The organism is Neobacillus sp. PS3-12, from assembly GCF_030915385.1.
GTDB lineage: Bacteria > Bacillota > Bacilli > Bacillales > Cytobacillaceae > JAEVLT01.
In genome coordinates this window covers 341,717-363,410 of sequence record NZ_CP133268.1, presented here as the reverse complement: position 1 = coordinate 363,410, position 21,694 = coordinate 341,717, and the positions used below count along the sequence as shown (strand labels likewise).

Below are 21,694 nucleotides of genomic sequence, written 5' to 3'. Positions count from 1 at the left end.
TCAAGAAAGAACCGAGTAATCGCCATTTTAGTTTTCTCTCTTATTAATTAAGAAGAAAAAACCTTTTAGGTTAAGTTAGAAAGGGCGCACGGTGAATGCCTTGGCACTAGGAGCCGATGAAGGACGGTACTAACACCGATATGCTTCGGGGAGCTGTAAGTAAGCTTTGATCCGGAGATTTCCGAATGGGGGAACCCACTGCTCGTAATGGAGCAGTATCTTTATCTGAATACATAGGATAATGAAGGCAGACCCGGGGAACTGAAACATCTAAGTACCCGGAGGAAGAGAAAGCAATTGCGATTCCCTAAGTAGCGGCGAGCGAAATGGGAACAGCCCAAACCGAAAGGCTTGCCTTTCGGGGTTGTAGGACACTCTATATGGAGTTACAAAGGAACGGGGTAAATGAAGCGATCTGGAAAGGTCCGTCATAGAAGGTAAAAACCCTGTAGTTGAAACTTCGTTCCCTCCTGAGTGGATCCTGAGTACGGCCGGACACGTGAAATCCGGTCGGAAGCTGGGAGGACCATCTCCCAAGGCTAAATACTCCCTAGTGACCGATAGTGAACCAGTACCGTGAGGGAAAGGTGAAAAGCACCCCGGAAGGGGAGTGAAACAGTTCCTGAAACCGTGTGCCTACAAGTAGTCAAAGCGCGTTTTTGCGTAATGGCGTGCCTTTTGTAGAATGAACCGGCGAGTTACGATCCCATGCAAGGTTAAGTTGATGAAACGGAGCCGCAGCGAAAGCGAGTCTGAATAGGGCGATTTTAGTATGTGGTCGTAGACCCGAAACCAGGTGATCTACCCATGTCCAGGGTGAAGGTAGGGTAACACCTACTGGAGGCCCGAACCGACGCACGTTGAAAAGTGCGCGGATGAGGTGTGGGTAGCGGAGAAATTCCAATCGAACTTGGAGATAGCTGGTTCTCTCCGAAATAGCTTTAGGGCTAGCCTCACGTTGTAAGAGTCTTGGAGGTAGAGCACTGTTTGGACTAGGGGCCCTCATCGGGTTACCGAATTCAGACAAACTCCGAATGCCAAAGACTTATCCGTGGGAGTCAGACTGCGAGTGATAAGATCCGTAGTCAAAAGGGAAACAACCCAGACCACCAGCTAAGGTCCCAAAGTATACGTTAAGTGGAAAAGGATGTGGAGTTGCTTAGACAACCAGGATGTTGGCTCAGAAGCAGCCACCATTTAAAGAGTGCGTAATAGCTCACTGGTCGAGTGACTCTGCGCCGAAAATGTACCGGGGCTAAACGTATCACCGAAGCTGTGGGTGGACACCATTAGGTGTCCGCGGTAGGAGAGCGTTCTAAGGGCGTTGAAGCTAGACCGTAAGGACTGGTGGAGCGCTTAGAAGTGAGAATGCCGGTATGAGTAGCGAAAGATGAGTGAGAATCTCATCCACCGAATGCCTAAGGTTTCCTGAGGAAGGCTCGTCCGCTCAGGGTTAGTCGGGACCTAAGCCGAGGCCGAAAGGCGTAGGCGATGGATAACAGGTTGATATTCCTGTACCACCTCTTTATCGTTTGAGCAACGGGGGGACGCAGGAGGATAGGGTAAGCGCACTGCTGGATATGTGCGTGTAAGCAGTTAGGCTGGTGAATAGGAAAATCCGTTCACCGTGAAGGCTGAGCTGTGATGCCGAGGGAAATAGAGTACCGAAGTTCCTGATTCCACACTGCCAAGAAAAGCCTCTAGCGAGATAAAAGGTGCCCGTACCGCAAACCGACACAGGTAGGCGAGGAGAGAATCCTAAGGTGAGCGAGAGAACTCTCGTTAAGGAACTCGGCAAAATGACCCCGTAACTTCGGGAGAAGGGGTGCTCTTTGGGGTTAATCGCCCTGAAGAGCCGCAGTGAATAGGTCCAGGCGACTGTTTAGCAAAAACACAGGTCTCTGCGAAGCCGCAAGGCGAAGTATAGGGGCTGACGCCTGCCCGGTGCTGGAAGGTTAAGAGGAGGGGTTAGCTAAAAGCGAAGCTCTGAATCGAAGCCCCAGTAAACGGCGGCCGTAACTATAACGGTCCTAAGGTAGCGAAATTCCTTGTCGGGTAAGTTCCGACCCGCACGAAAGGCGTAACGATCTGGACACTGTCTCAACGAGAGACTCGGTGAAATTATAGTACCTGTGAAGATGCAGGTTACCCGCGACAGGACGGAAAGACCCCATGGAGCTTTACTGTAGCCTGATATTGAATTTTGGTACAGCTTGTACAGGATAGGTAGGAGCCTTTGATACGTGAGCGTCAGCTTACGTGGAGGCGTTGGTGGGATACTACCCTGGCTGTATTGAAATTCTAACCCGCACCCCTCATCGGGGTGGGAGACAGTGTCAGATGGGCAGTTTGACTGGGGCGGTCGCCTCCTAAAGAGTAACGGAGGCGCCCAAAGGTTCCCTCAGAATGGTTGGAAATCATTCGCAGAGTGTAAAGGCACAAGGGAGCTTGACTGCGAGACCTACAAGTCGAGCAGGGACGAAAGTCGGGCTTAGTGATCCGGTGGTTCCGCATGGAAGGGCCATCGCTCAACGGATAAAAGCTACCCTGGGGATAACAGGCTTATCTCCCCCAAGAGTCCACATCGACGGGGAGGTTTGGCACCTCGATGTCGGCTCATCGCATCCTGGGGCTGTAGTCGGTCCCAAGGGTTGGGCTGTTCGCCCATTAAAGCGGTACGCGAGCTGGGTTCAGAACGTCGTGAGACAGTTCGGTCCCTATCCGTCGTGGGCGCAGGAAATTTGAGAGGAGCTGTCCTTAGTACGAGAGGACCGGGATGGACGCACCGCTGGTGTACCAGTTGTCTTGCCAAAGGCATCGCTGGGTAGCTATGTGCGGATGGGATAAGTGCTGAAAGCATCTAAGCATGAAGCCCCCCTCGAGATGAGATTTCCCATAGCGTCAAGCTAGTAAGATCCCTGAAAGATGATCAGGTTGATAGGTCAGAGGTGGAAGCGCGGTGACGTGTGGAGCTGACTGATACTAATCGATCGAGGACTTAACCAATAGAAATGATTATTCGTTCTTTACACTTCTTTTTGATTATCTAGTTTTGAGGGAATGAACCTCAATTCAATAAGTCTGGCAATTATGGCAAGAAGGTCACACCCGTTCCCATACCGAACACGGAAGTTAAGCTTCTTTGCGCCGATGGTAGTTGGGACGAAAGTCCCTGTGAGAGTAGGACGTTGCCAGGCAAAACAAAAAGACAACCTAATGAGATAGGTTGTCTTTTTGTTTTGTTAATCTTTAACGATCAATCCCATAAGAGTTGCAAACTGAACCGCCTGATTTGTCGATACTTTACATCCATTTAGATCTTCGATTGAAACAGTAAGTTTATCAAAAGTTGAAGAACTAATATCGATTCCTTTTAGCGACGTATGTTCAAAGTTTGCTCCGTCAAGATTACATAATTGAAATTCAACATTTTTAAGTTTACAGTCGTAAAAATCAGTGCTTTTCAATGAAACATCTTGAAATATCACTTTTTCTAGCTTTGAATTTCCGAATGCCGCCAAGTTTAGTAAAGAATTGTCAAAACGAACATTTCCAAAGCTAGATTCAGTCAAATTAGCACCGACTAATTTACAGTTTTTAAATTCGACTCTGTGAATGGAGGATTTGCTCAAATTGACATTCGATAAATCGCAGTTTTCAAAACACACATCAGTAAAATCAGTTCTCCCAAAATCCGTATGATTAAATCTACAATTCTTAAGCACGACATTTGATAATCGCACTCTATGTAAAACTTCATTTTCAAAAACAGAGTGGGTAATGCTACACATTTCCAGAGTAGGATCTTCTTCATTAACGAGATCATAGAAGTTCCGTGGAGGGAAATCAGCTGCAACTTTAGGTAAATCGATTTTCATAAAATTCCTCTTTTCAAAAAATCATTATTGATTTAAGTATGTATTTTGTACTCACTATTTCATCTATAGTATAGATTGAATGAGCATTGTTCGTGTTGTCAACTGAAATATATTTAACATGCAAAAATAAAAGGCGTTGTACTGGGGGTACAACGCACAATTATTTGCCGTTTCACTGTTCAGAACCCTGTGCCAGAGACTTTCTGTCAATTGCTTCTGGCTGTTTTTCTAACCATCCATGTTTCACCATAAGATTGTAAGACAATGCACCAGCTTCCATAGCGTGGGTAAATACTCTAGAATAATTTAAGATAATATCCGATCTAAAGCTGGAGCCTATCGATGCACCATAATAAGTAAGAGCGGCATTTACTAAAAACCCTGCGTGAAACATGATCAACTTGTCAGAAAATGGACTTACAGTAGACTCAGTAATCTCAGCATCCCATTTCTCAGGTATTGGTAAATGATCCTCTTGTAAAATATCGTCAAAACTTTTAGCATCTTTTCCTGCTAATTTAACGTTTTTCAACATAAAATCACGTACTTCTTCCAACTCCGCCACCTGACTAAAAGCCAAACTTAACGACCTGATAAATCCTGTTTTTGTTGAATTAAAGAATAGGGTGCTGATTTCCGCACTATTGAGTGGTCTTTTATCCCCAATTAAGTTAGAAATGAATCCTGGAGATTCCATAAACTTTGCCCCATGAGGTGAAGGAATGGAGGGAACACTTGCATATTTTGGCTGGTTTTTAGCCAATTCCACAATTTTTTGGAACAACTCTTTAGATGATACCGTACACTCAAAAAAATAATTTTGAATGTCTTGTCGCTCCGTGTTTGTAATCGCTAAGCTATAAGCGGTTAACCCATGTATGGTCATAATATAGGAGTAAAAAAGTAAGAATTGATCCGAAAAAAGACGAGGAGCCTTCATATTCACGTCATTCTCAGCAAATCCTATTGGGATTTGAAAATCAGCACTTTTTAAGAATTCTGTGATCTTTGTTAAATGGCTCTCCGATAACTGTAACGAGTCTTCTAAAATCGGTTTTATCTCCTTGTTTTCAACGATGTTAAGAAAATATTTGTAAACACAAACTGCCATACTATCGCCCATATACTGAAGCCAAAGTGCGGATACTTCGGCAGCAGTTAAAGTGTTGGTTTGGGTTTTCTTAAAAATACCCAAATGAAATACCTCCAATTTTTCATTTGTTATTCTTAGATTATTTTATGGAATAGGTAATGAAGTATACAGATAAATCAGAAGAACCTTTTACAATATCCCCAATGTAATTTCCTGTTCATCTTCCGTTCATATACAGATCATACACTAGGGATGTAAAAGAGATGGGAGGAATAAAGATGAATATCGCATGGAAAGAAATAAAGAAAAATAAAGTTAGGTTTTTAATTTTAGGATCTATCGTTTTTCTCGTTAGTCTATTAACGTTCATCATATCCGGTTTAGCCAACGGACTGTCGCAAGATAATGCAGCCTTAATAAAAAACTTACCAAATGGACAATTTTATATGACCAAAGAGGCGGAGCAAACTTTTAATTTGTCAAAAATCGCTCCCAGCATTGTAGATAAAATTTTAGATAATCATAAAAACGCCTCCGCATTTTCCATTCAAATGGGGTTTGTGAATGGCGCTGATGGTAAACAGAGAAGTGTTGCCTTTGTGACTGCGACCAAATCAAAGTGGTTTCAATCTGTAAAAAAAGGAGAGATTGTACTCGACAGCTCCTTGAAAGATGATGGAATCAAAATCGGAGATACCTTAACCAATAATCAATACAAAGGCACGTTTGTTGTAAAAGGCTTTGTCAGACACAATAAATATAGCCATTCACCTGTAGCTTATATCAATATGGAGGACTATAAAGAAATTTACCAAACGAACGAAATGCAGCTGATTTTCATACCAAAAGGGGATACAGCAGCAACAATTGCTGGAATGCAATCATTTTCGAATAATCAATTCTTAAATACCATTTCGAGTTATAAAGCAGAACAGTTGTCCCTTAATATGATAATTTGGTTTTTAGTGGTCATCAGTGGAATGTTGTTTGCCATCTTTTTCTATATGATGAATGTCCAAAAAATTGGGTTATTTGGCATTCTTAAAGCAATCGGTGTAAAAACAAGTACACTGTTTAAAATGATGTGGATGCAAATGGTGTTGATCACTGTCCTGGCACTTAGTATTTCCATTGCCATCAGTCAAGTTTTTAACAGGATTGCACCTAAAGGAATCCCGTTTAATTTAACACCTGAAACAACCGCACAATTGTCACTGGTTTTCTTTATTATCGGATTTATTGGCGCTACACTTTCGGGTTTTCAGATAAAAAAAGTTCAGCCATTACAAGCCATTCAACAAGGAGAGGTTTAATATGACGATATTTACAATGGATAAAGTGAGAAAGACCTTTACAAACGGTGAAGTGACAGAAGAAATCCTAAAAGGAGTGAATCTTTCTTTAAAGGAAGGAGAGGTTACGGCGTTAGTGGGTGCGTCGGGATCAGGTAAAAGTACACTCCTTACGATAGCGGCAGGACTGCAGCCCGCATCAGATGGAGAGATCATCTTCGAAGGGAAAAACTTGGCTGAAATGAATTCAGAACAGGTTCGAAAAATCCGCGCTAGTGAATTTGGCTTCGTCTTTCAATTTGCTCATCTGGTTCCGTTTCTTACAGTAGAAGAACAGCTGATGCTTATGCTAGATGTGTCTAATTCGAAAATAAAGAAATGTGAACAAAAAAAAGAAATTGATAAAATCCTTCAATTGGTGGAAATGGAACATCGGAAACAGGCCTATCCTGCTTCTCTTTCCGGCGGGGAAAAGCAACGGGTTGCCATTGCCCGAGCCATTATCCATCGACCAAAAGTTCTCTTTGCAGATGAACCAACGGCTAGTCTGGATTCAAAAAGATCGAGAGATGTGATGACGTTAATCAGAAATTTAACGAAAACGTTAAACATTGCTACATTACTGGTATCACATGATGAAGAAATGCTTACATTTGCGGATCAAATCGTTAAAATGAGTGATGGAGTGATTTTGCAAAAAGCATAGGAGAAAAATTAATGACAAATATTTTAATGGTTGATGACGATATCAATATCTTAAAGCTGGTAGATATTCAATTATCTAAACAAGGCTATCAGGTCTTCCAGGCAAAAAACGGCATGGAAGCGCTGGAAATCCTAAAAAAACAAGCATGTCATTTAGCCGTAGTGGATGTAATGATGCCTTATATGGATGGCTATGCATTAACGAAAGAGATTCGAAGACAGTATGATATTCCCGTAATTCTTTTAACAGCTAAAAGCGAAATTGAGGACAAGGAACAAGGATTTCAAGCAGGGACGGATGATTATCTCATTAAGCCATTTGAACCAAAGGAATTAATTTTCCGTATTAAAGCTTTGTTGCGGCGATATGATCATCAGGAGGATGAATCCATGCTGCGCATTGGCGGCACAACGATTAATAAAAAAAGCTATGAAGTCCATATTGGGAAGCGAACATTACTTTTACCCTTAAAGGAATTTGAGCTTTTATGTTATCTCGTTTCCAATCCCAAACAAGTATTTTCCAGAGAGCATTTAATAGAACAAATCTGGGGGCTGGATTATGTAGGGGACGCGCGGACAGTCGATGTTCATATCAAAAGATTAAGGGAGCGATTTTCTAGCGTTACAGATGATTTCCAAATTAAAACAGTTCGCGGTGTTGGCTATTATTTGGAGGCTCAGCGCTGATGAAAACACTATACGTAAAATTTGTTGTCTTGACAATAGGAATGATGTTCATAAGCTTTATCTTCTCGTTTATCCTTTCAAATGCTTATTACCAGCAAAAACTAAAACCTTATAATGATAGCAAAAACACCAAAGTGGCGCTTGATATTGCTTCATTTGTTGAGCAGCATCCGCAGATAAGCCTGGCTGATTATTTAAAAAGTATTTCTGAGGTTGGATACCAAATTTGTCTCGTTGATGAACATGGAAAGAGAAGCTTTTTTGGCAAATCCTTCAGGGATAAAAGTTTGCCCCTTTCCATCCAGGAGGATGTTCTAGGTGGCCGTGTTTTTCATGGAATGCTTCTTTTTCCGCAGGAAACCTTTGTGACTGGATTTTTTGCCGATGAGCTTAAAAATACAATCGGTGTTCCATTGAAAGCTGACGGGCGTAGTTTTGCCCTTTTTATAAGACCAGATATTAAATTTCTTTTCAATGAGATGCACATTTTATTCGGCTGGATTTTTGTGATCGCGATTACTTTGACGATTATCATGGTGCTTATTTATACAAAATACCTGGTAAAACCGATCTCCACTCTTACGAAAGCGACCAAATCATTGGCAAATGGTGATTTTAATGTGGAAATGGAGATAACTCGCCATGATGAATTAGGGGAACTTTCCCATAGTTTTCTGTGGATGGCAAAAAAATTGTCGCAAATGGATGAGATGAGAAAGGAGTTTATCTCCAATATTTCTCATGATATCCAGTCACCGCTTTCGAATATAAAAGGATATACAAGCTTGTTAGAAAGTGAAGCCATCAGTCAAGAAGAAAGAATTCAATACGTTTCCACCATAAATGGCGAAATTAGAAGGCTTTCCACTTTAACCAAACAATTGCTGCTGCTGGCCTCGTTAGATAGAAATGAGGATATGATGAAGAAAAAACGATATAATGCAGGCCAGCAACTGAAAGAGCTAGTGCGGAATTACCAATGGATTGTCGGTGAAAAAGAAATTATGCTCAGTTACTCCCTGCCGGATATCGAGATAATTGGTGATCCATCTTTACTGAATACCGTTTGGGATAACCTTTTATCCAATGCGATTAAATATAACAAGCCGAATGGCAGTATTGAGATTTCAATGGAAGAACGAGCTGACATAGTCCTCGTTACTTTTGCAGACACTGGTATAGGGATGAAAAATTCAGAAGTAGACCGGATCTTTGAACGCTTTTACCGTGCAGACATGGCACGGACAAGAACAGTCGATGGGACAGGCCTTGGATTATCCATTGCCAAAACGATCGTTGATTTGCATGGAGGACATATTAACGTAAAAAGCATCGAAAATGAAGGAACTGCTTTTATTGTGGAACTGCCGAAAAAATAAGATTTTAGGGTCAGGCAACATCAATGGGCCAGAGGTCTTTTGATAGTGCCTGACGCTATTTTTACGATAATTGATATTTTTTCAGCTTTCGATAAAGAGTTGAGCGGGCGATATTCATTTTTTTGGCAACAGCAGATAAATTCCCTCTAGTTTCCTCTAAAAGTCGAACTCAGTACTTTTCTCTCTTCGGCAGCTAATAATGGCAGTGCAGGAGGCTCGCTACTGATATTACTATTATTTTCGAGCAAATAGGAGGGAAGGTCTGCTAGCTCTATAATTGAGAAAACACTGAAAATGACGGCATGCTCAAGAACATTTTGCAGTTCCCGAATGTTGCCGGGCCAGGAATACTCCAAAAAGTAAGAAAGGACATCATTAGAAACCGATAAAGCATCTTTTTCGTACTTTTTCGCAAATTGCTTCAAAAAATAATCAGTAAGAAGTGGTAGATCTTCTTTTCGTTCATTCAAGCGAGGGATATTAACCGTTACAACATTCAATCTGAAAAACAAATCTTCCCTAAAAAGGCCTTGTTTACATAGTTTATATAAGTTTTTATTCGTGGCGGCAATAATTCTCGTATTCACTGAAATGGCTTTTGACCCGCCAAGTCTTGTTACTTCTTTTTCTTGGAGAACCCTTAAAAGATGCACCTGCAGGTCAAGCGGCATTTCGCCAATTTCATCTAAAAACAAGGTTCCCCCGTCTGCTTCCTCAAACTTTCCTTTTTTTCCTCCTTTGGCTGCTCCAGTGAAAGTTCCACTCTCATATCCGAATAATTCACTGCCGATCAATTCCTTTGGGATTGCTCCTGCGTTAATGGCGATAAAAGGCTTATCCGCTCTTGGGCTCGCATTATGAATTGTTTTGGCAATTTTCTCTTTCCCTGTTCCGCTCTCACCGAGAAGAAGAATCGGAACATTCGAAAATGCTGCTTTGTAACCCTTGTATAAAGATTGCAGAAATACTTCTGATTTGCCAATGACCTGATTCCATGGAGCTTCATTTGAAAAAGTAAACGGCGAGGAGAGAATCTTCTTTTTTTGCTCATGAAAGATAAGTATGTAGCCGGCAACCCTTCCCATCAAAATGATCCGCTCAATCATGACTACATGAAAATCATTGATAGCAATATTTCTATTCGTAAAGTGATAGTTTGGAGAAGTTGATAACTTGATAAATTCCTTTTTTAACGGAAGAAAATCAGAATGATCCAGCAGATTGATTCCTTCCGAAAGACTGAAAGCGTTTACAAGTTTTTCGCTTTTCTGCACAACAAAAAAGGATGGATTCAGGATCAGTATTTGTTCTGTTTTCCATCTATTGATCGCTTTAAAAAATGATTCTGTTAAATATTGATGAAATTTGAAATAGATTTGATTCAACTGTTTTTCAATGACATGGGCAATGGAGATGGCAATTCCTAACGTATGTGGCTGGGCACTGCCCCTTAATCCCGTAAAATCGATTGCGCCGATGATTTCTTTTGTAAAAGGATGTGTAATGGGGGCAGACGAGCATGTCCATGGATGACATCCTTGGCAAAAATGTTCAGCAGAGAAAATTTGAATCGGCGTCCCCGTAGCAATACTTGTTCCAATCGCGTTCGTGCCTGCTGCTTGTTCACTCCAATCCATCCCAAGAGAAAAATTCATTTTTTCTGCTTCTGAAAGGACCTGATGATCGCCTTTCAGGTAAAGGATACGGCCATTTTGATCAGTCAATGTGGCTAAATAGCCTGTACCAGATAATTTGGCAAAAAAATCATCGATGATTGGTTTTGCGACTTGATAGAGTTCAGATTCCTTTAAAATTTGCTTTAAATCAGCTTCTGCTAAAGCCGAGTTGGTTTGTAGTTGTGTTGGATTCACACCAGCGCTCAGGCATCGATTCCAGGAATCTAGAACACTTTGGCGCATCTGAACCGAGAGATTTTTAGAGAAAGAGTTTGTCACAAACAATTCCCATAGGGTTGTTAGTTCATTTGTTTTCTCAGTCAAGTTTTGCGTAGAAAAGATAGACACATAAGGATTTCTCATCGTTTCCTCCCAAAATCGAAACATTAATTTGAATATTTGGATTATTGAATATATTTTAGCATTTGTTTTTTAAAAAAGAAAAGGCCTCTGTACCTAAATTTGTCCAATTGTATTGTATCGATGATATTTTGGAGCGCTACACCTGTAGCGATATGCTACAGATGAACGATTTTCTGACTGATATTTTAGACTTTTTCAAGTTGGCACAGGACTTGCATTGTAATAAAGCGTGGACTAAAAATTCATTTAATAAGAAAGGGGAGATCGCAATGACAATTTCAGCAAGAAAAGCGCAAATTCTCGCAATTGATGCGGGAGGAACAATGACCGATACCTTTATTATCGATGACAACGGGGATTTTGTAGTAGGTAAAGCACAATCGACGCCGCATGACGAATCGATCGGTCTGCTGAACTCTGCAAGAGATGCCCTCACCTATTGGGGAACAACAGTTGAAGACGAGTTTCCAAAGCTATTGGCTGGTGTCTATTCCGGAACGGCGATGCTAAATCGTCTTGTATCCCGAAATGGACGTAAAGTTGGCTTAATTGTCAATAAAGGGATGGAAGATTTCCACCGCATGGGTCGGGCCATTCAGGCATACCTTGGCTATTCGTATTCGGACCGTTTGCATTTAAATACCCATCGTTTTGATCCGCCGCTTGTTTCGAGGGAGTGTACAAAAGGAATAACCGAACGTGTCGATTTATTCGGAAACGTTGTCATTCCGCTCTATGAACATGAAATTGAACCTGCTGTTTCCGAATTACTGGAGCAGGATGTTGAAGCCATTGTCATTAGTTTACTCCATTCGTATAAGTTTCCTGTACATGAGCGGAAGATCCGCGATCTTGCCAAGGAAGTCATCAAAAAGGCCGGGAAAGACATCCCTGTATTTGCCTCAGTCGATTACTATCCTGTCAGAAAAGAAACCCATCGTACCAATACAACGATTATTGAAGCTTATGCCGCAGATCCATCTCGTGAGACGTTATCAAAAATCGATAGCATGCTGCAAGACCATGGAGCAGATTTTGATCTCCGCGTCATGGCGAGTCATGGGGGAACGATTAGTACAAAGGCAAACGAACTTGCAAGAACACTTGTTTCCGGACCAATTGGCGGTGTTATTGGTGCGAAATATCTTGGGGAACACCTGGGAATTCGTAATATCGCCTGCTCCGATATCGGGGGAACGAGCTTTGATATGGCTCTCATTACACAAGGTGATTTAAGCATTAATACCAGCCCTGATATGGCAAGACTTGTCTTGTCATTACCACTTGTGGCGATGGATACTGTCGGTGCAGGAGCTGGTAGCTTTGTCAGAATTGATCCTAACTTTAAATCATTAACATTGGGTCCTGACAGTGCAGGGTCCAGAGTCGGTGTTTGCTACCCTGATGGCGGAATCGACACGGTTACAGTATCTGATTGTCATGTCGTCTTAGGTTTAATCAATCCGAATAACTTCCTTGGCGGAGAAGTGAAGCTCGATCCGAAGCGTGCTTATGAGGCAGTAAAGAAACAGGTTGCCGAACCGCTTGGTTTAAGCGTGGAAGATGCTGCATATGGCGTCATTGATCTCCTTGAATCACAGCTGCGCAATTACCTTGAATCGATGATTCTGGGGAAAGGCTATTCTCCTTCACAATACGTATGCTTCTCATACGGCGGCGGAGGACCGCTCCATACAGCAGGCTATACAAAAGCGCTTGGATTCGAAGATGTAATGGTACCAGCATGGGCTGCAGGATTTTCTGCCTTTGGCTGCGGAGCGGCAGATTTTGAATACCGCTATGATAAGACGCTTGATCTCAATGTCGATCCCGATGCAGGAGATGAAAGTAAGTTAAAAGCGGGAAAAGAGCTCCAGGATGCTTGGGACGAGTTAATGGAAAAAGTCGCCGTGGAGTTTGAGAAAAACCAGTTCCAGAGAGAAGATGTGGACTTCCGCCTCTATTTTAGAATGCAGTATCAAGGACAGTTAAACGACCTTGAAATTGAAGCACCAATCAGTGCGTTTAGGAGTGTCAGTGATTGGGAGTCGCTAGTAGAATCTTTTGAAGAAACGTATACAAGAATTTATGCGAAGGCTGCAACATCACCTGAATTGGGCTACAGCATTACTGGAGCGATCATCCGTGGGGTAGTAGAAGTAGCAAAACCACGTATTTCTGAAGAGCCATTAGTAGGTGAAAAACCGCCGGGAGATGCTTTCTTGGGACAACGAGATGTTTACTGGAAAGGGGAATGGATTAAGGCTAATATTTGGGAAATGGAAAAATTGTTACCGGGTAATAAAATCAGTGCATTTGCCATTTTAGAATCTCCGGCAACCACCTTTGTCATTCCACCTGGCTTTGAAGCAACTCTCGATGGGCACCGAATCTTCCATTTAAAAGAACTTTCATGATAAAGGAGGTAAACAAATATGAGTATGATTCAAAAAGAGCTTGAAGGTCGTAAAAATATCGGCTGGGACGGAAAAACCCTTAAGCAAATGCGGCAGGAAATGACGGAGGTCAGCAAAAGAACGGGTCATTACGCAGGCTTAAGTACATTGCCATTAAAGGAAACAGATCCAATTCGCTATGAAAAAATCTTTTCCAAACTGCGTGGCGGGGTCGTCCATGCTCGCGAAACGGCAAAGAAGGTTGCTGCTTCACCGATTGTCGAACAAGAAGGTGAATTATGTTTTACGCTCTATACTCCTGAAGCTGATTCAGTTGTTACGTCTACAGGTATTATCATTCATGTAGGTACAATGGGCTCAGCGATTAAATACATGATTCAAAACGATTACGAAGATAATCCTGGAATTGAAGATGGAGATATTTTCTGCAACAATGACTGTCAAATTGGGAATGTACATCCATGTGATGTCCATACGATTGTGCCAATTTTTCATGAAGGGGAACTACTTGGCTGGGTTGGCGGTGTCACCCATGTTATTGATGTGGGGGCAACAGCACCAGGCAGTATGACGGTTGGTCCGGTCAGCCGCTACGATGATGGCTACCAAGTGGCATGCCGCAAAATTGGTAAAAAGGATACCTTGTTTAAGGATTGGCTGATTGAAAGTCAGCGCTCAGTCCGTACAACCAAATACTGGCTCTTGGATGAACGGACCCGAATTGCAGGCTGTCATATGATCAGAGATCTTGTCCTCGATATTATTAAGGAAGAAGGTCCAGACACTTATAAGCACTTTGTTCGTGAAGTGATTGAGGATGGCCGCCGCGGATTTGTGAATCAAGTAAAAACATTGCTGATTCCAGGGAAATATCGTCAGGTTTCATTTGTTGACGTTCCGTATGAGAATTTGGAAGTACCGCCGTATGCCCGTGTTAATACGATCATGCATGCGCCAACTGAAATGACGATTCACAAGGATGGAAAATTTGAGATTGACTTTGAAGGAGTTAACCGTTGGGGATGGCACAGTTACAATGCTACGCCTGTTGCGATAACAAGTGGAATTTGGGTCATGATGTCGCAAACATTAATCCCGAACGATCGCGTCAATGATGGTGCTTTGTATGCAAGCCAATTTGACCTTCCATATGGTTCATGGCTGAATCCGGATGATATTCGAACAGCCCACAGCTATGCCTGGCATTTCCTTGTGTCAGCATGGAGTCCATTGTGGCGGGCCTTGAGCCGCAATTATTTTGCCCGTGGCTATCTGGAGGAGGTCAATGCAGGAAATGCGAACACTTCCAACTGGCTGCAGGGCGGCGGTTACAATCAATTTAATGAAAATCATGCTGTTAACAGCTTTGAATCAGCCGCTGAAGGTGTTGGGGCAAGTGCTGTAAAAGACGGCATCAGCCACGCAGCGGCAATTTGGAACCCTGAGGGCGACATGGGGGATATGGAAATTTGGGAATTGGCCGAACCGCTGCTTTATTTGGGAAGAAGCATTAAACCGAATACAGCAGGGTATGGAAAATACCGCGGGGGCAGTGGCTATGAAACGCTTCGAATGGTATATGGAGCGAAGGACTGGACGATGTTCTTTATGGGTAATGGATTTATGTCAAGTGACTGCGGCTTGATGGGTGGATATCCGGCAGCATCAGGTTATCGTTTTGAAGCACATAAAACAAACCTGAAAGAGCGGATTGAAAAAATGCTGCCAATTCCAACTGGCGGAGACATTGATCCTGATCATCCTGAATACGAAAAGCTCATGGATGCGAATGAGATTATTCGTGACAAGCAATCGATTACGACCGAAACCATTTTTGATAACTATGATCTGTATTTGAACTACCTTCGTGGGGGCCCAGGATTCGGGGATCCGCTTGAGCGTAGGCCGAAAATGATCGAAGATGACTTAAATGAAGGCCATATTTTGCAGCGTTATGCGGAAAAAGTTTATGGTGCTGTGATCAGCAAAAATGAAAAAGGAAAATATATGGTCGATGAAGCTGCAACAGAGCAAGAGCGTAAACAAATTCGAAAAGATCGTCTAAAGCGCGGCGTTCCAGTTTCGAAATGGATGGAGCAGGAAAGAGAAAGGATTCAAAAGAAGGAAGCATCTGTTCAAGTTCAACATATGTATGCGGGCAGTTTTGCTTTAAGTGAATCCTTTGCGAACGAATTTAAAGAGTTCTGGAATTTACCTGAAGAGTGGAAGTTAACCGAAGATGAATTAGGTGTTCCAGTATTCGGGGCGAAAATCAAAAGATCATAAAAGACAGTGAATGGGGTGAAAACATGACACAATACGATCGCAAAACGATTGAAGAATTAGTGGATGGGACAATTGATTTTTATAAATTAAAAGATATGTTATCCAATTTTAAAGACGCCGATCGATTTGAAAAATATATCAGCATCCTTCAGGAAAGAGTACCATGGAATGATCCGATTCTGCTTCCTGCAGGCTTGCATCTCTACATTGTGCTGAAGAAAAATGGAGACCGAATTGTAAAATGTGATTGTGGCCATGAATTTTGTGATGCGAAAGACAATTGGAAGATGCACGCACTGATTCATGTACGGGATTCGGAAGAAAAAATGGTTGAACTTTATCCAAAAATGCTGGCACCGGACACAGATTGGCAAGTGATCCGTGAGTATTACTGCCCAGAGTGTGCCGCTCAATTAGAAGTAGAAGCCGTTACTCCTTGGTACCCGATCTTAAAGGATTTTGAACCGGATATTGATACATTTTATCAAGAGTGGTTAGGGCGCAAGCTTCCTGTTGTAAAATAACAGTAGTCAAAAAGGCAACTTTCCATTATGGAAGTTGCCTTTTTGAAATTAGGCTTTGATCGCTGCAATATCTTTATCTAGAGTTTGTGAAAGTTTTACTTTTCTAAATTTAATAAAGGATACAATTCTCCAAGGAACAACATAACTAATCGCTACGGTAAAGAAAAGCAACCCTAAACTTGCTGGGTCGATATCGGCAATAAACTGTCTTAATAGGAAGCGGATGGCGACGACAGCAATCAATGCGATAAAAAATCCTTTATTTTTTTGTGCGTAAATCTTTCCGTCCTGGCGAACTTCATAGTTAGTAGTTAACACAAGAGGGACAGCCAACAATAGCCCGATGACAGCAGCAACACCAATTTCCCATATTTTGACTCGCACTGGAATTTGCGCAAATAAAGAAACCAATGGAAGTAAAAATAGAATGGGAAGTACGATCTTGATCCCCGACCCCTGAATTGGCCGAACCATTGCTCTGGTACGTCTCCCAAATACTAATCCTACAATGAAAATCATCATTCCATACAATGCGAATCCGTTCATTTTAAATACCCCTTTTCGGTAAGTTTATTTCAATTTCATTTTGTTTTTCTTGATCACGCCTTGATTATAAGGAAATCCACATGACGAATGGAGTCTCCGAGGTAATGAATGTCTATTTCTCAAGTCATGTTTTTTGTGATGACTTTGGATAGAGCTCATGAAGGAATTTTGAAAAAAATAAAAGATTAAAAGGATGTGCCGCTTTTTTGTTAAAATTATAGTGTGACTATGGAAATGAAAAGGGTGGCAAAAAGATGCGGTCGGGAACATTAGAAGAATTAGAAGAAATAGAGCAGAACCTTTTAGATGAGGAAGAAGAAACAGGCCAACGCAATTACTCAATGAGGATTGAGCTATACAAAGAAATGTATAACAGGCTTAAACCGCTTGCTCGTAAGCAAAATGATGTGTACAAAAATTATATAGAAAATGTTCAACAATCACTCGTATATGATCTGATCCATTATGGCACCTATTTGAAAACAGAGTATCAAAAGGATGATCATTTGGCAGCAATCTGTCTAGAAGATGCCTTAAAATATGACAGACATAATCCGATAGCGGCTTACCGGCTGGGATTTTTATCCTATAAGCAAAAAAACTATTCTTCAGCCCTGCTGTATTTCGAAAACGCCTTACGTTTTCAGAGATACGATTCAAGCCATAAGTACAAACTCAATAGCCAGCAACAAGTAAATGCACATTTGTATCTGACCAATAGTGCGTTATACATTGCTCAAGAGTCTGCAAAAAAACTAAATCAATTATCAGCGAAAGAAAATCTGGAAATTTCGTATGATGATATAGATTCGCTCTATACTAAAATATTTGAAACTGAGAAATATTTGCAGAGGAATGCATTCTATAACATTACTAAAAATGGCAAGATAAAATGCTCAAAGAAAGAATGCGAGAAACTCGTTGAAAGTCAGCCGCCAAAAACGATGATTCTTTATTTTAATGATCGAACCATTGTAGCGGTTTATGAGGATAAAGAAGCGGTTCTTACCGGCGATCAAGGGAATATGCTCAAGCAATTTATCTTAAACAGTACGGAGGAAAGCCCTTTAACTCGGGCAGCTTTTTCAATCACTCACAATATTAATCTTAATACCTATATCCAAAGTGCCAGGAGACTTAGAAACAAATTAATCGATAACGGCTTTCCGCCAATGATACAGACCACAAGATATCAGGATGAAACAGCCTACTATTTTGACGAATCTTATTCCTATCACGTATTGTACAGGGTTGATGAAGAAATTGAATAAGAGAGCGATGACAGAGGTGTCATCGCTCTTTTTATATACTTAGATCAAGAAGAGAAAGGAGTGTTGGTACAATGAAAAAACACTACGTTTTTGTTTATGGAACATTACGAAAGCATGAAGGCAATCACTATTTACTAAAAGGATCAGAGCTTATCTCAAGCCAATGTTGGACTGCTGGAAGACTTTACGATTCCCATTGCGGCTATCCTTTTTTAGCAAAGGCCCAAAGCAGCCGAGTATATGGTGAACTCTTTCAAGTCAATGACACCCAGATGAAGGCACTGGATCACCTTGAAGGTTACCATGGTCCTGAAAAAAACAACCTATATGATCGAAGCCTTCAAAAAGTATACACAGATAAAGGAATCTATCAGGCGTTTGTCTATATTTTACCAAACGGAAAGCAGAGTAAGAGCATGGCGGAAATAAAGAGTGGGGACTGGTGCATTGACAGACTCCTCCAACAAAAACAATCTCTTTTCTACTTTGCTTACGGCAGCTGCATGGACACAAAACGTTTTGAAGAAGCAGGAGTCAGCAGCTTTTTCCAAAACGTAAAAGGGCGAGGTATTCTAAAAGGATATCAATTAGCTTTTACAAGAAAATCAAGGGATGGGGGCCGTGCCGACATCGTTGAGAAAGGTGGAACAGTCGAAGGCAAGGTCTATGAAATTCCTAAAGCTGCACTGGAGTATTTATACCGACGTGAAGGTGTGAATGCCGGCTGCTATCGGCCAGCCTTAATCGACGTCGAATGCAATGACACGATTCTAAATAATGTATTGACGTTTGTAGTGATTAACAAAGAAGAAGAAATTGCGCCACCAATGCATTATGTGAACGAAATCCTTCGGGGAGGTACAGGATTGCTTAGTGATTCATACATGTAAAAAGTAAAAACAAACCTGAGAGACAACTTTAACATTCATGTTTAAGCAACAGGGATGACAGGGGTGTCATTCGGTTTTTGAGATACTGCATGAAGAAAAAGGAAAGGGATGATGTGGAATGAAAACATGGAATCAACTATTCGTTCGTCACGGCTGGAAACTGGAGAAGCTAGAGGAAAATATCTTTAACATTCGGTCAGAAACGGAGTATAATGTGGCTTTTTTACGGGAGTGTTTGGAGCGCACAGGTGTTCAATCGCTGATCGAAGATGGAAAATTATTTCTTCGTGGTGAGCCAGTTTCAGAACAGGAATGGATTCAAGCGGTAGATTTTCTTTACCGTGGGCCCGGAGAAGGCCTTTGGTTTCAGACAGGTAAAGAAGAGCCGAAGGTACAGCAACTCGATACGTACATCTGCGGGATTGTGCGGCAATTAAAATGGCTTGGTTTTCAGACCATTGGTTCTTGTGATGGTCACGAACGGAGAGCTGCACATGTGATCATTTCGAACGAGGGAAAAAGTGTCAAGGAACTGGTCCAGTTACTAGAGGCTTTAGGAGCAAAAAGGGTTCATTGTCGTGAACACGGGCAGAGCTGTACTGTTTCATTACCATTAAATAGAATGGAACTACTTAATCTGGCGGAGGAGATGAGCTTGATGGGAGACGAGTGGCAGGGAGAATAGGATACGAGAAACGGTTAAGGAACGATTATCTCCTTATGTTGATGATACTAAATCAGATTAAGAGGGAGCGAGTGAGTTAATAATGAAATAGTTATTATTAGTTTCCAAGACTTCTGATATGCTCCCCTTAAGGTAGTCAGATTAGTTTATAAAAATCTGTTCTGCCTTATGTGGAGATTTTTATGAACTTTTTGATAAAATAAAATAAAAAGACTAAGATGGTGTCCACAAAAATGAAAATAATTGATGCCCATATTCATCTAGATCAATATACAAATAAAGATATTCAGCTAATTTTGGAAGATTCTGATTCGATTGAAGCAATGGTCTCCGTTTCAACTGATCTCGATTCATGTAAGCGGAACCTCGTTTTAGCAAGAAAACATCATAAGGTTAAGCCGGCATTTGGATTTCATCCGGAGCAAAGTCTGCCAACAGAAAATGAGCTTGGGCTGCTGATGGAGTGGCTGATTCAAAAAAAGAATGAAATGATTGCCATTGGAGAGGTGGGTTTACCCTACTATTTAAGAGCAGAGCAAAAGGTATCCGAGTTCCAGTACGGCCAATATATCGACCTTCTTGAGTTATTTATAAAAATGGCAAAGAAATGGGATAAGCCAATTGTGTTGCACGCCGTCTATGAGGATGCATCGATTGTTTGCGACCTTTTAGAAAAGCATTCCGTGACAAAGGCCCATTTCCACTGGTTTAAAGGGGATGGGAAAACCATCGCAAGGATGATCCAAAATGGGTATTACATTTCCGTTACACCTGAGATTGTTTATAAGGACAAAATTCAAAAGCTAGTTCAGACCTACCCATTAGAGCAAATCATGATTGAAACAGACGGCCCATGGCCTTTTGAGGGTCCTTTTTTGGGAAAAATGACGCATCCTGACATGATGAAAGAATCAATCAGTATGATCGCAAAAATAAAAACACTCTCAGAAACAGAAATTTCCAATAGAGTTTTAGAAAACACGAAAAAATTTTATAGGATATAAGGAGGATCCATTAACCTCGTTCACTAAAGAAGGCTTTTTCCCCACAAACCCTCTTTGAAATTCTTTAATTCATAGGAAATGGTGAAGGCATTTGGAGACATGTTATTAATTAAATTGATCACTCTCTGTTCATATCGCCTCTTAGCCAGAACCTGAATAACCGTACGCTCTCCACTTTTCCCTTCAGCCGACCAGGATGTGACACCATATCCCAGCATTTGAAGGACCATTGGCTGCTGGAAATTGACAGAAGAAACAATCGCTTGTACTGTAACATAGCCAAGAGCAAGATACTCCTCAATCCGGCTCCCTAAATAAACACCGATTCCCCAGCCGATGCAATATCCGATCATATTAAATGGATTATTAAGGTTTTCAAGGACATTCGAAGTGTATAGCACGACATATACATGATATTAAAAGCGATAATGGTAAAAATGATAGGCTCAAGCCTCGACAAATGAACACCTCCAAAACTTCGAAACAGACATCTTTTTCTATAAGGATATGTACAAGTATGTGTCAAAAATACCTTAAATTAAGACTTCACAAAACTTAGGATCATTGTCATAAAAACGCAATTGTGTCGAAAGTTGGATTCTTTATGAAAAAACGAAATAATAAAGTGGCATCCCTTATGAAGATAAACCTGTAGAAAATAAAGATTTAACGAAAAAATAGCTTGGCACTGCCAAGCTATTTTTCAATCTAGAAAATCAACATTAATTATACGAATATCTTTTCATTTACCTGTACATAACGTACTAAATATGAGTTGATCATATGAACCTCATTTTCATTTTTAACAATAAAGTACCTGCAGCGGTCCATCTTTTCAATTACTTCTTGTTTAACATCTCCTATTGTAATATCTGATTCTTTAATTATTTTTTCAATGACAATATCATTATCAAAAGTATAGCAAACTGTAAATTCCTTCAAACCAATTTCCCCTTCATTATAATCTTGGTTATATGCATAAAAGAACTTCACCT

17 protein-coding genes, 2 rRNA genes and 1 pseudogene are annotated in these 21,694 nt (G+C 41.2%); 13 read left to right on the top strand and 7 right to left on the bottom strand.

Annotated features, from left to right (window positions below; all coding sequences use genetic code 11):
• Positions 1-68: 68 nt before the first annotated feature.
• Positions 69-3,006: ribosomal RNA gene (locus tag RCG17_RS01950) — 23S ribosomal RNA — on the top strand.
• Between the two features lie 74 nt (positions 3,007-3,080).
• Positions 3,081-3,197, top strand: a 5S ribosomal RNA gene (gene rrf, locus RCG17_RS01945).
• 45 nt (positions 3,198-3,242) lie between these two features.
• On the opposite strand, the gene RCG17_RS01940 is transcribed toward rrf, so the two are convergent.
• Positions 3,243-3,878, bottom strand: coding sequence for a pentapeptide repeat-containing protein (locus RCG17_RS01940; protein ID WP_308173612.1), 636 nt, complete (start codon positions 3,876-3,878; stop codon positions 3,243-3,245).
• A 172-nt stretch (positions 3,879-4,050) separates the two neighbouring features.
• The gene (locus RCG17_RS01935) at positions 4,051-5,073 is read right to left on the bottom strand and encodes a DUF3231 family protein (RefSeq protein ID WP_308173611.1); all 1,023 of its coding nucleotides are present in this window, start codon (positions 5,071-5,073) and stop codon (positions 4,051-4,053) included.
• A 176-nt stretch (positions 5,074-5,249) separates the two neighbouring features.
• On the opposite strand from RCG17_RS01935, the gene RCG17_RS01930 reads away from it, so the two are divergent.
• The 4 genes from RCG17_RS01930 to RCG17_RS01915 are packed head-to-tail and all read left to right on the top strand — an operon-like array spanning position 5,250 to position 9,037.
• Positions 5,250-6,284: an ABC transporter permease gene (locus RCG17_RS01930; RefSeq protein ID WP_308173610.1), complete on the top strand. Its 1,035-nt coding sequence runs from the start codon at positions 5,250-5,252 to the stop codon at positions 6,282-6,284.
• 1 nt (position 6,285) lies between these two features.
• Entirely contained in the window at positions 6,286-6,969 is a 684-nt protein-coding gene (locus tag RCG17_RS01925) for an ABC transporter ATP-binding protein (protein ID WP_308173609.1), read from the top strand.
• Between the two features lie 11 nt (positions 6,970-6,980).
• Positions 6,981-7,658, top strand: coding sequence for a response regulator transcription factor (locus RCG17_RS01920; protein ID WP_308173608.1), 678 nt, complete (start codon positions 6,981-6,983; stop codon positions 7,656-7,658).
• Complete coding sequence (locus RCG17_RS01915; RefSeq protein WP_308173607.1) at positions 7,658-9,037, top strand: sensor histidine kinase; 1,380 nt, start codon at positions 7,658-7,660, stop codon at positions 9,035-9,037. The genes RCG17_RS01920 and RCG17_RS01915 overlap by 1 nt, the downstream gene beginning before the upstream one ends.
• Before the next feature lie 61 nt (positions 9,038-9,098).
• On the opposite strand, the pseudogene RCG17_RS01910 reads toward RCG17_RS01915, so the two are convergent.
• Positions 9,099-9,161 (bottom strand): annotated as a pseudogene (locus tag RCG17_RS01910) (hypothetical protein); the annotation flags it as partial.
• A gap of 22 nt (positions 9,162-9,183) precedes the next feature.
• Positions 9,184-11,076 carry a sigma-54-dependent Fis family transcriptional regulator gene (locus tag RCG17_RS01905; RefSeq protein ID WP_308173606.1) on the bottom strand — a complete coding sequence of 631 codons (1,893 nt, stop codon included), beginning with the start codon at positions 11,074-11,076 and terminating at the stop codon, positions 9,184-9,186.
• Between the two features lie 269 nt (positions 11,077-11,345).
• Between RCG17_RS01905 and RCG17_RS01900 the strand changes: the two genes are divergently transcribed.
• Genes RCG17_RS01900 through RCG17_RS01890 form a run of 3 tightly spaced genes read left to right on the top strand, consistent with a single transcriptional unit; the run spans position 11,346 to position 16,303 of the window.
• Positions 11,346-13,493, top strand: a complete 2,148-nt coding sequence (locus RCG17_RS01900) for a hydantoinase/oxoprolinase family protein (RefSeq protein ID WP_308173605.1) — start codon at positions 11,346-11,348, stop codon at positions 13,491-13,493.
• 18 nt (positions 13,494-13,511) lie between these two features.
• A complete protein-coding gene (locus RCG17_RS01895; RefSeq protein ID WP_308173604.1) occupies positions 13,512-15,779 on the top strand; it encodes a hydantoinase B/oxoprolinase family protein in 2,268 nt (755 codons plus the stop codon).
• Between the two features lie 23 nt (positions 15,780-15,802).
• The gene (locus RCG17_RS01890; RefSeq protein ID WP_308173603.1) at positions 15,803-16,303 is read left to right on the top strand and encodes an acetone carboxylase subunit gamma; all 501 of its coding nucleotides are present in this window, start codon (positions 15,803-15,805) and stop codon (positions 16,301-16,303) included.
• 48 nt (positions 16,304-16,351) lie between these two features.
• Here RCG17_RS01890 and RCG17_RS01885 read toward each other — a convergent pair whose 3' ends face one another.
• Positions 16,352-16,849, bottom strand: a complete 498-nt coding sequence (locus RCG17_RS01885) for a CcdC family protein (RefSeq protein WP_308173602.1) — start codon at positions 16,847-16,849, stop codon at positions 16,352-16,354.
• Between the two features lie 254 nt (positions 16,850-17,103).
• On the opposite strand from RCG17_RS01885, the gene RCG17_RS01880 reads away from it, so the two are divergent.
• From RCG17_RS01880 to RCG17_RS01865, 4 genes are all read left to right on the top strand, one after another.
• On the top strand, positions 17,104-18,120 hold the full coding sequence (locus tag RCG17_RS01880) for a tetratricopeptide repeat protein (protein WP_308173601.1): 1,017 nt from the start codon (positions 17,104-17,106) through the stop codon (positions 18,118-18,120).
• A gap of 71 nt (positions 18,121-18,191) precedes the next feature.
• Positions 18,192-19,010 carry a gamma-glutamylcyclotransferase family protein gene (locus RCG17_RS01875; protein ID WP_308173600.1) on the top strand — a complete coding sequence of 273 codons (819 nt, stop codon included), beginning with the start codon at positions 18,192-18,194 and terminating at the stop codon, positions 19,008-19,010.
• A 118-nt stretch (positions 19,011-19,128) separates the two neighbouring features.
• Positions 19,129-19,695: a hypothetical protein gene (locus tag RCG17_RS01870; protein WP_308173599.1), complete on the top strand. Its 567-nt coding sequence runs from the start codon at positions 19,129-19,131 to the stop codon at positions 19,693-19,695.
• Between the two features lie 233 nt (positions 19,696-19,928).
• Positions 19,929-20,699: a TatD family hydrolase gene (locus RCG17_RS01865; RefSeq protein WP_308173598.1), complete on the top strand. Its 771-nt coding sequence runs from the start codon at positions 19,929-19,931 to the stop codon at positions 20,697-20,699.
• Positions 20,700-20,722: 23 nt separating this feature from the next.
• On the opposite strand, the gene RCG17_RS01860 is transcribed toward RCG17_RS01865, so the two are convergent.
• Together RCG17_RS01860 and RCG17_RS01855 are read right to left on the bottom strand one after the other, a co-directional pair.
• The gene (locus tag RCG17_RS01860) at positions 20,723-21,100 is read right to left on the bottom strand and encodes a DUF2179 domain-containing protein (RefSeq protein ID WP_308173597.1); all 378 of its coding nucleotides are present in this window, start codon (positions 21,098-21,100) and stop codon (positions 20,723-20,725) included.
• A gap of 325 nt (positions 21,101-21,425) precedes the next feature.
• Positions 21,426-21,641, bottom strand: coding sequence for a hypothetical protein (locus RCG17_RS01855; RefSeq protein ID WP_308173596.1), 216 nt, complete (start codon positions 21,639-21,641; stop codon positions 21,426-21,428).
• Positions 21,642-21,694 lie beyond the last annotated feature (53 nt).

Excerpts from the sequence above, each read along its gene's own strand:
- RCG17_RS01940 (WP_308173612.1), bottom strand. The coding sequence starts at position 3,878 with ATGAAAATCGATTTACCTAAAGTTGCAGCTGATTTCCCTCCACGGAAC.
- RCG17_RS01930 (WP_308173610.1), top strand. The coding sequence starts at position 5,250 with ATGAATATCGCATGGAAAGAAATAAAGAAAAATAAAGTTAGGTTTTTA.
- RCG17_RS01925 (WP_308173609.1), top strand. The coding sequence starts at position 6,286 with ATGACGATATTTACAATGGATAAAGTGAGAAAGACCTTTACAAACGGT.
- RCG17_RS01920 (WP_308173608.1), top strand. The coding sequence starts at position 6,981 with ATGACAAATATTTTAATGGTTGATGACGATATCAATATCTTAAAGCTG.
- RCG17_RS01915 (WP_308173607.1), top strand. The coding sequence starts at position 7,658 with ATGAAAACACTATACGTAAAATTTGTTGTCTTGACAATAGGAATGATG.
- RCG17_RS01905 (WP_308173606.1), bottom strand. The coding sequence starts at position 11,076 with ATGAGAAATCCTTATGTGTCTATCTTTTCTACGCAAAACTTGACTGAG.
- RCG17_RS01900 (WP_308173605.1), top strand. The coding sequence starts at position 11,346 with ATGACAATTTCAGCAAGAAAAGCGCAAATTCTCGCAATTGATGCGGGA.
- RCG17_RS01895 (WP_308173604.1), top strand. The coding sequence starts at position 13,512 with ATGAGTATGATTCAAAAAGAGCTTGAAGGTCGTAAAAATATCGGCTGG.
- RCG17_RS01890 (WP_308173603.1), top strand. The coding sequence starts at position 15,803 with ATGACACAATACGATCGCAAAACGATTGAAGAATTAGTGGATGGGACA.
- RCG17_RS01885 (WP_308173602.1), bottom strand. The coding sequence starts at position 16,849 with ATGAACGGATTCGCATTGTATGGAATGATGATTTTCATTGTAGGATTA.
- RCG17_RS01880 (WP_308173601.1), top strand. The coding sequence starts at position 17,104 with ATGCGGTCGGGAACATTAGAAGAATTAGAAGAAATAGAGCAGAACCTT.
- RCG17_RS01875 (WP_308173600.1), top strand. The coding sequence starts at position 18,192 with ATGAAAAAACACTACGTTTTTGTTTATGGAACATTACGAAAGCATGAA.
- RCG17_RS01870 (WP_308173599.1), top strand. The coding sequence starts at position 19,129 with ATGAAAACATGGAATCAACTATTCGTTCGTCACGGCTGGAAACTGGAG.
- RCG17_RS01865 (WP_308173598.1), top strand. The coding sequence starts at position 19,929 with ATGAAAATAATTGATGCCCATATTCATCTAGATCAATATACAAATAAA.